A 12,969-nucleotide genomic window follows, 5' to 3' on the forward strand; every position below is an offset into this window, starting at 1 on the left:
ATGCGACGCGCGACTCCCTTACCGGTAAATATCTATCCCCAACCTTACATAATCAGTTCGGCGGATCGGTCGGCGGTCCTATAAAGAAGGACAAGTTATTCTTCTTCGGCGATTATCAGGGACTACGCGAGAAAACCGGATCTTCCACCCTGACGACAGTGCCCACCCAACTAGCCCTTAGCACTTGCACCTCCGGGGGAGCATGTAATCTGAGCGATTATTTGCAAAACGGGCAGGGCCAGATTTACAAACCGAACAGTCTCACGGATAGTTCCAACACTGGCCGCACTCCTTACCCTGGAAACATTATTCCGGCAAGCGATGTTTCACCCCAAGCAGTTGCCTTCTTTAAGCTTATCCAGGCAAATGCTCCGCCGAACGTGCCCGGCTCAGCCATTACAAACAATTTCGCTACCTCTGGATCAGGCATCTTCAACACGAACCAGTTTGATGTGCGCGGAGATGGAAAGCTGGGACAAAACCTTCACCTCTTTGGTCGTTATACGTATTTCGGGGTGGCCTTGACCGGCGATCCTTACTTTGGAGCGGCTGGTGGACTTGGCTATGGTGCAGGTGGATTCGCGGGTACGGACTCTGCACGATATCAAAGCATCGCATCGGGTGGCGACTATGTGATCTCAAACAACTGGCTCACAGATTTTCGTTTCGGCTACTACCGGATTTACAACAACACGGTCGGGCCTGACTCCGATAAGGCTCTAGGCAATGCCCTTGGTATTCCGAATGCCAATGTCGGCGATCTGTCACTGAACGGCGGTCTACCGCAGTTCAACATCGACATCCCGAGTAACGGAAGCAATGGCGGTCAAAACGTAGAGTACGGTACCTCAGCTAACCCGACATTGCAGCAAACGAGCCAGTATCAGTTCGTGAACAACTGGTCTCATACGATCGGGAACCATAACATCAAGTTTGGCGCAGACTACCGCTACGGAAAGAACCACACACTCTCCATTGCCAGCAACGCACTTCGTTCCGGCACCTACTTCTTTGCCGCTCCGCGTACCTCGGGCGTCGCTGCCGATGGCACAACCTCTTCCGGCGTCGGATTTGCCACTTTTCTGTTGGGAGATACCACAACTTTCTGGCGTACCCAGACGCAAAACACCGACGCAGCCACACGGCAGAATCGCTTCTTCGCTTATGCCCAGGACCAATGGCACGCAAACGCCAAGCTTACAGTCAACTATGGTCTTCGTTGGGAGCTTTACACGCCTGAGTCGGTAACCGCCAAGGGAGCGGGTGGATTGCTCGACATAAATACAGGTATTCTCCACATCGCAGGGATCGGTGCAAACAGCAGCACTCTAAATGTAACCAATAATTTCACGAATTTTGCCCCGCGTCTGGGTATGGCGTATCAAGTCCTTCCTGGCACAGTGGTGCGCGCGGGCTATGGCATTGTCTATGGACAGGGATGGGCCGGAGACACCTTTGGCGGTGTGCTCACGTCCTCTTTCCCGGCCCAGGTTCAACAGACTGTCACTCCGGTGTCGAATGCTGGTGCGGTATTCAGTTTGGCGCAAGGACCTCCAGGCTACACATTCCCGTCGGTTCCGGCTGACGGAAACTACGTGCTGCCGGATGGCATCTCCCAGACGGCACGTCCGACACAGGTACGTCTTCCTACCGTGGCGGGATGGAACGTCATGGTCCAACAGGAAATCGGACCGACGATGTCGATACAAGTCGGTTACGTTGGAAGCCAGTCGTATCACAACATGTTCGAATCGTCTCCTTCGTACAATGCGAACGAGCAAACGCTGGCCGGCTTTAACCAGATCAATCCATCAACGGGCCAGGTTTACACGAAGGCCGAACGTTCTCCTTATTATGACGGCACGGCCCAGCGTCAGTTGGGCGTCAAATTTGGCGTGCCGCATATGTGGACTCAGCGAATCGACTATATGGCCAATCAGGCGACCGGTAGCTACAACGCTCTACAGATCGTCGTGAATAAGCGCTTCAGTTCGGGCCTGCAGTTCCTGAGCCATTACACCTGGTCTCATGCAATAGGCCATGAGTCCTATGAATTCCTGATCGATCCTCGCATAGGCCGCGGTAACGGCTACTACAACCGCCGACAGGCATTCGTCTTCGCTGGCAACTACGATTTGCCATTCGGCAGAGACAAGATGATCGGCTCTGGCGTTCCAGGATGGCTCAACCAGATCATCGGTGGATTCCAGTTGAATGGAACAGCAACAATCGATGGCGGAATACCCTTTACTACCAACTATGCCAACTGCTCGAATGACAACGATGTGGGCGCCAGCGATAATGCCTGCTTCTTGAACAGCACGGGAGGCAGTTTTGGAATCCATAAGGGTTCGTATGATCCTATTGGCCGGTTTGTTCCATACTTCAAGCCTTCGCCTTATGTTTTAGGATCGCCCGGACAGCCTAACAATACTTTTGGCGGTTTTGCCCGCCCCGCTCCGGCTACATGGGGCAATATCGGACGCGATGCACTCTGGGGACCGGGCTTGTGGAATGTCGATGCTTCACTGGCAAAGAACTTCACGATCCGCGAGGGTATCCGACTTCAGTTGCTCGTTCAGGCGTTCAATGCTCTTAACCATGTGAATCTGGCCAATCCGGATACCTGCGTTGATTGCCAGGACTTGAATAGCACCGGCGTCCAGAATGCCGGTACTATTCAGGGTACGGTCGCCAATCAGGATGGAACCTCATTGCGCAGATTACAGTTTGGCGCGCGAGTCCAGTTCTAATCTTATTTGCGAGGGATGACGACCCATCAGGTTCGTCATCCCTTCATTTTTTCCTGGCTTTTTTTCGAGCCTCCAATCGGTTCATGATCAGATATTAGATAAGTCGACTCAAGGCAGAGCAGAGGCCAGAAGTATGGCTGCCATAGTCCGGCATAGAGAATACTCGTGTCTAAAATTCAGCTAGCGTTGTTGTTTCTTTGTCTTGTGCTGTCGCCCGCGCATGCCCAGGGACCTGCCTCAGACAAGCAATCCTTCTCTGACCGGCTGGTGCTCCATACTGACTCGGTCGAGCCAAGACGCTTCGTAGCCGTTCACGGGCGCCAGGCAGTCATCATGGGTTATCCAGAAAGTGGATTGGAGATCTGGGGCTATCCGTTTCAGATCCTCAGCAATTACCAGGTTGACTTTCGACTTGCAGGTTCCGTGACCGAATCGGAGGGACGGCTCCTGCTAAGACGCATCGACTATCGGCCCGACTCCGTGACGCGTATCTACATCGGTCCCGATTACATTGTGAAAGAGAAGCTTTTTGTTCCACTCAATGAGGCCGCGGCAGTTCTCAGCTATGAAGTTGAGGGCCCGAGATCAGTGGACATAACGATTCATTTCCTGCCGGTTCTAAACTTGATGTGGCCGGCTGCTGTTGGCGGTCAAAATAAACATTGGAGTGCTGAGGCTTCGGGATATGTGATATCGGAGCCTTTACACGGAATGACGGCGATCGTCGGCTCGCCGGAGATTGTCGCGCATGACGATACGGCGAACAGCACGCTGCGCGCAGATGGGACGCTAGCGTTTTCTCTACGGCCTCAAGCAGTGGCGGGTGCTCCGGCGAGAGCCACTGTGTATGTCGCGCTAAATGCGGCCGGTACTAAAAAGCCTGCTGCAACGCAGCAGGAATTAGCGAGTCATCTACAGGAGATGGAGACCGAGGCCGCCACGCACTATGCGGACTTGGAAAGCCAGTCTCTCGAGATTCACACTCCAGATGAGGATGTGAACCGTGCGCTTGCGTGGTCTGAAGTGGCTCTCGATCAGGCCTGGGTATGCAATCCGCAGCTGGGTTGCGGCATTGTTGCAGGTTATGGTCCTTCGCGGGACGCACGCCGTCCCCAATATGCATGGTTTTTTGCCGGTGACGGCATGGTCGCAACGAATGCACTGATTTCTGCCGGGGAATACTCGCGAGCACGCGAAGAGCTTGCATTTATAGCGAAGTATCAAGAGCCGAAAACGGGAATGATCTGGCATGAACTTTCGCAGAGTGCGGGCTATGTGGACTGGTCAAAGTATCCGTACATGTATGTGCATGTAGATCTCAGCTTCGATTACCTGAACACGGTCGCGCACTATGTTGGTGTCAGCGGGGACACAACGTTTGCAACGGATCACTGGTCGTCGATCGCCGCTGCCTATCGATACTGTCAATCCCTCATACGAAATACCGATCATTTGCCGCATATCCCGGCCGATAAAGAAGGAGGCGATGAACAGCACAGGCCAGGAGATGATCTAAGTCTCTCTGCGAGCTGGGCAGAAGCGGCGTCCAGCTTCGCCGATCTGGCAAAGTTCACGGACCACACACAATTAGCGGACGAGGCAATCAAAGAAAATCAACTCGCCCGGCAAGCTATCGCCGCTCACTACTGGGACACTGAGAAAAATTTCTGGATTAATAGCCATACGCAATCGGGTGAACCCATATTGAACCGCAGGCGCGGACCCATGCAGTTAATTACGCAGAAAGTTTTCTCGGCGCAGCAAGATGATGCACTTCTGTACGAACTGGCCTCTTCTGATTTCCAGGCTGACTGGGGCATGCGTGGAGTTGCGGCAAGCTCAGAAGATTTCGACCCATATTCTTATGCGACGGGAAGCATTTCTGCGCTGGGCACAACAGAAGCAGCAGTCACATTCTGGCAGGAGCATCGTCCCGACATTGCTTTCTCAGTCTGGAGTTCGATTCTGCCGTGGAACATGCTCGACTCTCTCGGTCACATCCACGAGGTGCTTGCCGGCACCTATTACCACGAGCAGATGGAGTCGGTTCCGGAGCAGACATGGTCCTCGGCGGGCCTGCTGGATGCGGCTTCACGCGGATTGCTCGGACTCGATATTCAGGGTGCTACGAACAGCATTCATCTATCGCCACATCTTCCGGCTGAGTGGAACCGGATCTCGGTTAAGAATATCCGTCTGCCCCACTCCACACTCGCTCTTACGATCAGTCAAAGCATGAACGACATTGATCTTGAAATCAGCAATGAGGGAGCCGCGACGAAAGTACTGTTCGAACCTCAAATTCCGATGGGCGCTCATCTGCGCGGAGCAGAGTTCCAAGGGCACGCGATTGCTGCCACCACGGAAGTATTCGCAGAAGACGAGCATGCAAACGTGCCACTGAATGTTCCAGCCGGCACCAGTCACTGCCGGTTGCATTTGGAGGGCGGCCTGTCTTTGATCCTGAACCGCTCCGCACTGCGTATCGGTGACGCCAGCACGGAAATGAAGCTCACCAGCCTGCATCTGCAAGACATGACCTTATCCATGGAAGCTGACATTCGGCCAAATGGAAACAATACTTTTCGAATCAAGACGCCATGGAAGATCACCTCGAACCAGGGAGCGAGCGTTCGATCTCTGCCCGACGATCAGTATGAGATCATGTTCGCGCCCGTATCGACCCGGTTGAATCCAGTCGGCTATGCGCACACTCACTTAGAACTTACCTTCGCGCGTAAGTGAGCGGGTTTTATGAATGGAGATCAGGGTGCTCACTTCACCGTTATGCCGTTCCTTGTTGGCTGTTGCGATTTTCTTGAATCCTTTGGCTTTTTGCCAAACCACAGCGCACATCCACACTGAGCAGACATCCATCGATCTGGAGGCATCAGAGAACTCACCGCGCCTGGTGAAGCTGAAAGGCAGTGGTAAAGACGCATGGACGAACCAAACGAGTGAACCCTTACTCCCATTCCTGTGGATGGGCGAAAAACGCATACCGTTGATTTGGACGCTGAAGCGCGAGGAGAGCCATACAGATGCTCAGCAGGTGCGTTTTGTCTATGAATCGAGCCCCGTCCCGCTTCGTCTGACATGGAAGTGGCAAGCACGCGCCGCATCAGGTCCTATCGAGCACAGGATTCATATCGAGAACCTCAGCGCGAACGAGATCTGGATTCCATTGCAGGATAGCTTTCGATTTGACTGGGAGGTCAACGCCACGAGCGCGTTGCGGACCATGTATATCGACAAAGGCGCCGGCAAACCAACCGAGATCGGAACACACGATGATGCGCTACCTGTGGGCTACCGTTGGGAGGGAAAATCGAGCACCTATGCAATCGATGCCGGCCCGAGAGAAATCATTCCCTGGCTGATGGTTGAGCGTTCTGGATCGCAGAGCGGATGGTATGCGGGAATAGAATTCAGCGGGCGAACCAGGATTGCATTAAAGCGGGATTCGGCTTCACTCAATGGTGCAATTGGACTCGACCCGAATCCGGCCCTTTTTCGCACGCGTCTCGCCGCAGGAGGAAGTTTCGATACTCCGACAGTATTTGTGGGAGCCTTCAACGGCGGTGCAGATGGCTTAGGGAATGTACTGCGTCCGTGGGTGCGAAGCGTGCTCACTAACCCTGAGACATGGAAAGATCCGAGATGTCCGCTGATGGTCAGCAATAGCTGGGGTAGTGGAATGGAAGTAGACGAAGAGCTGTCTAAGCGGATGATCCGCGATTCCGCAGAGCTCGGACTCGATATGTTTCACATCGATGCCGGCTGGTTTCGCGGGGTCGGTGATTGGTATCCGGACGAGAAGAAATTTCCGCGCGGTCTTGCTGAGATCTCTGATTATGCGCATGCACAAGGTCTCAAGTTTGGCATATGGGTCAATTGGGCAGAGGCCGGAATCGACACTTTCCCCGGCGCGATCAATGCGCATGATCCGAAGGTAAGAGATTGGCTGATTGCGGATGTTCCAGCGAGTTGGAAGCCCGATGCGTTCGTAGGACGAACGATGGATTTGGGCGCACCCGCTGTGCATGACTATGCTGCGCGCGAGTTGGAAAGGATCGTTAGCGACTACCGGCTCGACATGTTGGAGCATGACGGATACGTGGTTGCAAAGGCCTGTGTACGATCCGATCATCCTCATAGCCCGCCGGGTCGACCCGCTCCTGAATCGGTGAACGACAGAGGACTCGATCTCCCCGAAGATTCCAATTCCACGGACGTCAGCTATCACGCTGCGCAGTCTTATTACGAGATTTACTCGCAGCTACGCAAAGCTCATCCTGAATTGCTTTTGGAAATCTGTGATGACGGCGGACGGATGGTGGACTTTGGAAGCGCGTCACATGGAGACTATTTCTCGATCACCGATTCATACGATCCATTGTCGAACCGTCAGGCTTTTTACGACGCCAGCCACGTTCTTCCACCAGCAATGCTCGAGGATTATGTCCAGAAATGGCCAACGCCACGAACTGAGAATTTTCTATACATGCTGCGCAGCGGCATGATGGGTTGGCTGACCATTATGCAGGATACGAATGCATGGACTGCGGAGCAACACGCGTTGGCAAAAGAAGAGTTTGCGACTTATAAAAAATTCTTGCGGCCTCTCATTCGATCTGCAGACCTATATCATGTCTCCCATCGCCCAGATGGATTGCACTGGGATGGGATTGAATATTTCAATGCAACGCTTGGGCAGGGGGTGGTGTATGCCTTTCGGGGGTCTGTGTCCGGTGATGACAAGCACATACTTTATTTGCAAGGACTTCGACCAAATCAGAAGTACCGCTTGAGCTTTCATGACCTTACGGCTCCGGATCGGATCGCATCGGGACATGAGCTCATGCACGCGGGAATGGTTGTGCACCTTACCGCTCCCGATAGCTCAGAGCTAGTGTTTCTAACCGAAATTAAAAATTAACACTATTAGCTTGTGTGCGATCCTCGACAAAAACTTTAAGGTAAAAAAGACGAGCTTCTCGTCCACTATCGCCAAATGGTGGCAATTTGAAAGGCATGTTTCATTATCAAAATCAGCTAAATCGCCAAGGTCCTCGATGAGTGCATTGGCCTGTTATCGCCAGTTGAGTGCCGAAGTTGCCGAAAAATCGGACTTTACCGGTAGCCCATTCGGCAAGTTGGCGCATAGCCTTGAGTTACGAGAAGAGCGAAATACCTTTCGAAAAACGACTTCGCAGCAGCCAGATCACGTGGCGGTAACAGGAAATCGATCTCTGCCCTGTGGGAGTTCACCGCTCGATAGAAATACTTTTCCTGGCCCTTCACCTTTATATAGGTCTCATCCACGCGGTTGCTCTTGTTGAGGGCTTCAGATGGGGGGCGGCACCGCTTGTTCAATTCCGCTACGTACGGCTTGGACCCAACGCCATACGCAGTTGGCATCCCCGGCAAGTCCTTGCTCCGCTAACAACTCGAATACGTGCTCGCAAGCCAGCGGATACCACAGATTCAACCTTCAAGGTTTTTAACTAGGTTGACGGTCGTTGAGAGCTTGTGCCCGGCATCTGATATTCAGGGGGATGCTATGCAGTGAGGGCGCTGGTTGTCGATTATCAGCCGACTATTGCCTACAACGCTTACCTTGGTCTTAAGGGCCGCTCGGTACGAGGTCAGGCCAGAGCACAGCGGCGAAGCCGCGTTGGTCGCGGCGATAGAATAGCAACCGGATCTGGTCATCATAGAGTGCGTTTTGGCAGACATGAACGGGCTGGAGTGCGCAACGCGAATTCGTCGAGGATACGTGGATTGCGGCGTCATCCTCCTGTATGCATCCATAGATGACAGTTTCCTCGAGGAAGCGCGGCGGCTTGGGATTGGAGCATTTGAGAAATCGGTCAAGCCGGAGATGCTTCTTGCCGCATCAGGAAACCTAACACGGGCAGTATCGGTGACCTGGAAGGGTTCATATGGCGATTGAGCAACATTTGAAACGAGGCGACATGAAGGTCGAATTTACCTGGGAATTCAGCGAAGAAGAGGTGGTAGCGATAGGAAATCACCTGGGCGAAGAACACGTGGACACCGCGCGGATCAAGGATTTTCTGCAAATTGCTGTGAGAGAAGCCGTTGAGCGCGCGATGGTAGAGCGTAAGGCCTCGGAAAATGATCCCTCATCCAACACTGGACCATAGCTCTCATTTAAGGAGAGGTTGACTATCGTAAAAGGCGTCTACCTTCTCCCCAAAAAACTGCTTACTGACCGATTTCAGTTGCAGAGTGCTGGCAGAGGCACTTTTCGTCTCACATCAGCAGTTGTCAGTATGTGTTTAGCAAGCTGCCAGAATGCCACATGCGCAGACGATTGCCACTTCTCCGAGTGTCTGATCATCTGCTAATAAACACGAATCGTGTCTTTTGGCCAAGTCAAGGGGACCAATTGATGCTGCCCCAATTCTTTCTCTACAGCGATCCGGGGCACGGCGACGCCCATTCCCGACGATGCACATATCTCTTGATCGCTTCAATGCTGGAAAGCGCAGGGATCTGTTAAGAGCGATTCCTGCCGCCGAGACAGCTCGTTCGAAAAACACCCTGTAACCGCAACTTCGTTCAGTTAAAAGGACCTGCTTATCCCTCAGCATGTCCGCTTTCAATCGATTCGCTAACGCAAGAATGCGATCGGGTATTCGCGCGAAACAGATACTAGGTCAAACATTTTCAGAGCATGGGAAGTTTTCTTCACCTGCTCGACTCCGGAGCTTTTCCTCCAATCGTTTATGGGCGTCGATATCGTCCGCACTGCCGTACCACCGAATGATTCTTCCTGACTCGTCCCGCCGCGGAGCTCCGCGCGAACGGATCCAGCGCCACTCTCCGTCGCAGGTCCTCACGCGACATTCTACATCGATCGGGTCACCAGTACGGAGAGAGTGTTCGATCGTTTCCGCCACACGCTTCTGATCGGCCTGGTGAAGCGCTCTGATGAACCCTCGCCCGCGAGAAGCCTCTTCGTTCATGCCCGTGATCTGTTGCCAGCGCGGACTGATCATGGTAGCCATACCATTGTCGTCGAGCACCCAAGGTATCTGTGGGTTTAACTCCACCATGTGGCGATAGTGATCTTCGCTCTCCCGCAGCGCCGCTTCTGTTCGTTTGCGGGCGGTGACATCAATCACAGCCACGGAGATGCCCACGACTTCACCCGCTTCGTCGAAGGCGGGCAGATACGACGCCAGGAACGCCTCGTCATGCTGCCTGTCAGTCGCTGGCTGCTTGACTTCCATAGCGTTGACGGATTCTCCTGCCAGCGCGCGCCGCAGGTGTGATTCAAGCTGCGGATATAGCTCCGGAATGATCTCACTGACGTGCCGGCCCAGGTGCTTTTGAACTGTGACATCGTTCATCTCCGCAAGTTGCTGGTTGATGCTGATGTACCGGAAGTCGGGGCTCAAAAAGGCAAGGCCTACGGGAGCGCCGTCATACAGCGCCTGCAAGTGGGAGAGGCGCTGGCCGGGAGGCGAGTTGTAGGATATATTGCGCCAGAAGCTGGAGCTAGGCCGCAGCCTAATAGGCGTCCGCGTCGTCAGTGCTTCACTTAGCCGTTCAGCAGCGATGGGTTTGCCGAATAGCCAGCCCTGGCCCATCTCGCACCCAAGCAACAGCAGCATCTCTGCTTGTTCCTCCGTCTCCACTCCCTCGGCAATGGTCGCCAATCCCAAGCTCTGACCTAGACCTACGACTGCTGAGACGATCTTTCGGCTCTCCCGCCGATCCGTCATCGATCCCACAAAGCTGCGATCGACCTTCAATTCATCAAAGGGCAGAGACTGTAGATGAAGCAGGCTGGAGTAGCCTGTGCCGAAATCGTCAAGGGCCAAGCGGCACCCTTGCGCCTTTAACTCCCTCGATATCGTTTGCGCATGCTCCAGATGCTCTACCAGGGCGCTCTCGGTAATCTCGATCAATACCCTGCTTAGAGGGAACCCGGCGGCTTCGGCGGCCTCCCGAATTCTCTTTGGAAGTGCTAGGTCACGCAGCAGGTACGGGGATATATTGATGGCCAGCCATTGCGATTCGGGCAACATTCTGGCGGCGGTGAAGGCTTTCCCCATCAACCCGAACGTCAGCTCGCTGATCAGGCCTTCCTGCTCGGCTGTGGCGATGAACGCTCCGGGCGGCACCATGCCAAGGCTGCCATGCTGCCATCGGGCCAAGACCTCCAATCCAGCAACTTCTCCCGTATTGAGCGTCACGACTGGCTGAAACAACGGGACGAACTCGTCGTTCCGCAACCCTGCTCGAATTTCGTCGCCGCTCATGTTCATTGGACAACCCAGTCTACGCCGATGGCATAAAGTATCTGCCTGTCCTAGCCTTTTTGTCGAACCTGTTGGGTAACGACTATGTATGGTCCGCCATGTAACTGCAAGGATAGTTTGGTCAAGAAGACAAGTCTGCGGCAAAGTATTCGGCCTTTTGATGGAGACGTGTGCTCCTGGCCAGATGAATTCCGCTGCGTATCTGCTATTCGACGAGCTTCCACTCGTTCCATAGCATGTCGATGAGGTTGCGCATCATCGGTGTCAGGTTTCGCTTCGGCGTTCTCCATTTTGTCTGCCATCGCGGCCTTAAGACTGGCTTCTACGCGACCACCATGCCCCTCTCCAACAGAAAAGCTCGTATCTGGCCCGCCCCATAAATCACGATCGACTCGCGGGGAACTGCCTTCATATATCTGTTCCTCCGCCGATTCCGGTTTTGTGCCACCAACATCGTATGAGGTGCCTGTCCGTGGTGGAGCGAACAGAGCACCGTATTGAAATTCAGAGATGACGAAGTTCTACCTTCGAGGAGTGCCAAGTATCGTCAAAGAGCATCTTCGATGGCCGTTAATAGACTAACCAGATCATATGACCCGTCATGCCGGACATCGTTGATAAAGAATGTCGGAGTGCCGTTCACTCCGCTGCGTACGCCACTCAAGAAATCCTCGCGCACGCGAACTGCATACCCATGCGCGGCCATCTCTTGATTGAATCTGGCTAAGTCAAGGCCGACCTGGGTGGCATACGCTTTCAGATACTTGTCAGAGAGTGCTTCATGGTGTTCATAAAGGGTATCGTGCATTTCCCAAAATTTATGTTGTCTTCCTGCAGCCTCAGCCGCTTCCGCCGCATGCTGCGCATGGGGATGCACGGTAGTGAGAGGAAAATTGCGGAAGACAAAACACAGCTGGTCCCCAAGTTGCTCTTGAAGCTCCTTGACAATGAAATACGCCTGATGGCAATAGGGACACTCGTAATCTCCGTATTCGACAAGTGTGATGGGAGCTACGGGTGGTCCCTGGCTATGATCTCGTCTGGTGACTGGTGGAGTGAGCATCGCTGTGATTGTAGAGCTCATGCCGTTATCTCCTGTTTTGAAGTCATTGCCTCGAGTGCAGCCAGGATTCCATTCGCGCCGGGATTGATACCGATAGGGGATACATGGCTCCAACGGATGGTCCCCTCAGCATCAATCACGAAGAGTGCTCGCTCGCAAATGCCGTCCTGTTGACGGTAGGCTCCGTAGTTGCGTGCCACGGCTCCTTTTGGCTCAAAATCCGCAAGCAATGGAAAGTGCAACTTACGATCCTTACTAAATGCGAGATGGCACCAGATACCATCGACCGAGATACCAACTAGTGAGGCGTTAAAGCGTTCAAACTCAGAGAGCAACTCGTTATACAGTGCCATCTGATCACCGCACACCGGACTCCAGTCGGCAGGGTAAAAAGCCAGGATCACCGGCGCGCCACGCAGATCTTTTAAAGATACGGTCTGGTCGGGCGTGGCCTGCAAGGTGAAATCAGGCGCTTGTGTACCAACCTCGAGCGCGGCACGCGGACATGCAGAAGCTTGCGTGTCACCGTCATTCTTAACACGCTCCTCAGCTGTCCGAAATGGCTCAGGCGAAGTAAGCACATTCGCTGAATGTGCTGAAGCCCCGGACAAACTTTCACGCAGTATGCTGATGACCTTCAGTTCTTCTGCATTTTTTCCGTCCCTTCGAACGTGCAGCGCTAGCATAGTCATGTGTTAGCTCCTTTCAGTACAGACTTTAGTTGTGATTTATCAGTTCACCTTTAGAGCGATCTGCCGCTCGGATACTGATGTCATTCGATCATGTCGTACGCCTGCCACTTTGAGAATGCTAGCGCTCACACATCGGCAAAAACAATTCTTCGTGAGGAGGAAGA

Annotated in this window: 8 protein-coding genes; 4 read left to right on the forward strand and 4 right to left on the reverse strand. The window is 53.5% G+C overall.

Annotation, left to right across the window (positions count from 1 at the left end; all coding sequences use genetic code 11):
• The 3 genes from GSQ86_RS06025 to GSQ86_RS06035 all read left to right on the forward strand — a co-directional run.
• Positions 1–2,753: hypothetical protein (locus tag GSQ86_RS06025; RefSeq protein WP_158749067.1), on the forward strand; the 2,753-nt coding region annotated here is incomplete at its 5' end.
• Between the two features lie 165 nt (positions 2,754–2,918).
• Entirely contained in the window at positions 2,919–5,498 is a 2,580-nt protein-coding gene (locus GSQ86_RS06030) for a hypothetical protein (protein ID WP_158749068.1), read from the forward strand.
• A 73-nt stretch (positions 5,499–5,571) separates the two neighbouring features.
• Positions 5,572–7,692 (forward strand): alpha-galactosidase, encoded by a 2,121-nt coding sequence (locus GSQ86_RS06035; protein WP_254062180.1) that lies wholly within the window; start codon positions 5,572–5,574, stop codon positions 7,690–7,692.
• A 194-nt stretch (positions 7,693–7,886) separates the two neighbouring features.
• Here GSQ86_RS06035 and GSQ86_RS23810 read toward each other — a convergent pair whose 3' ends face one another.
• A complete protein-coding gene (locus GSQ86_RS23810) occupies positions 7,887–8,174 on the reverse strand; it encodes a DDE-type integrase/transposase/recombinase (protein ID WP_158749070.1) in 288 nt (95 codons plus the stop codon).
• Positions 8,175–8,698: 524 nt separating this feature from the next.
• Here GSQ86_RS23810 and GSQ86_RS06045 point away from each other — a divergent pair.
• Complete coding sequence (locus GSQ86_RS06045) at positions 8,699–8,923, forward strand: hypothetical protein (protein WP_158749071.1); 225 nt, start codon at positions 8,699–8,701, stop codon at positions 8,921–8,923.
• A gap of 516 nt (positions 8,924–9,439) precedes the next feature.
• Here the strand turns inward: GSQ86_RS06045 and GSQ86_RS06050 are convergent.
• The 3 genes from GSQ86_RS06050 to GSQ86_RS06065 all read right to left on the reverse strand — a co-directional run bounded on the left by GSQ86_RS06050 (position 9,440) and on the right by GSQ86_RS06065 (position 12,805).
• The gene (locus GSQ86_RS06050) at positions 9,440–11,050 is read right to left on the reverse strand and encodes an EAL domain-containing protein (protein WP_158749072.1); all 1,611 of its coding nucleotides are present in this window, start codon (positions 11,048–11,050) and stop codon (positions 9,440–9,442) included.
• 547 nt (positions 11,051–11,597) lie between these two features.
• Positions 11,598–12,134 carry a thioredoxin domain-containing protein gene (locus GSQ86_RS06060; RefSeq protein ID WP_158749073.1) on the reverse strand — a complete coding sequence of 179 codons (537 nt, stop codon included), beginning with the start codon at positions 12,132–12,134 and terminating at the stop codon, positions 11,598–11,600.
• The gene (locus GSQ86_RS06065) at positions 12,131–12,805 is read right to left on the reverse strand and encodes a redoxin domain-containing protein (RefSeq protein ID WP_254062181.1); all 675 of its coding nucleotides are present in this window, start codon (positions 12,803–12,805) and stop codon (positions 12,131–12,133) included. Before GSQ86_RS06065 ends, GSQ86_RS06060 begins: the two co-directional genes overlap by 4 nt.
• Positions 12,806–12,969: the final 164 nt, after the last annotated feature.

Origin of the sequence: Acidobacterium sp. S8, assembly GCF_009765985.1 — a bacterium.
Lineage (GTDB): Bacteria > Acidobacteriota > Terriglobia > Terriglobales > Acidobacteriaceae > Alloacidobacterium.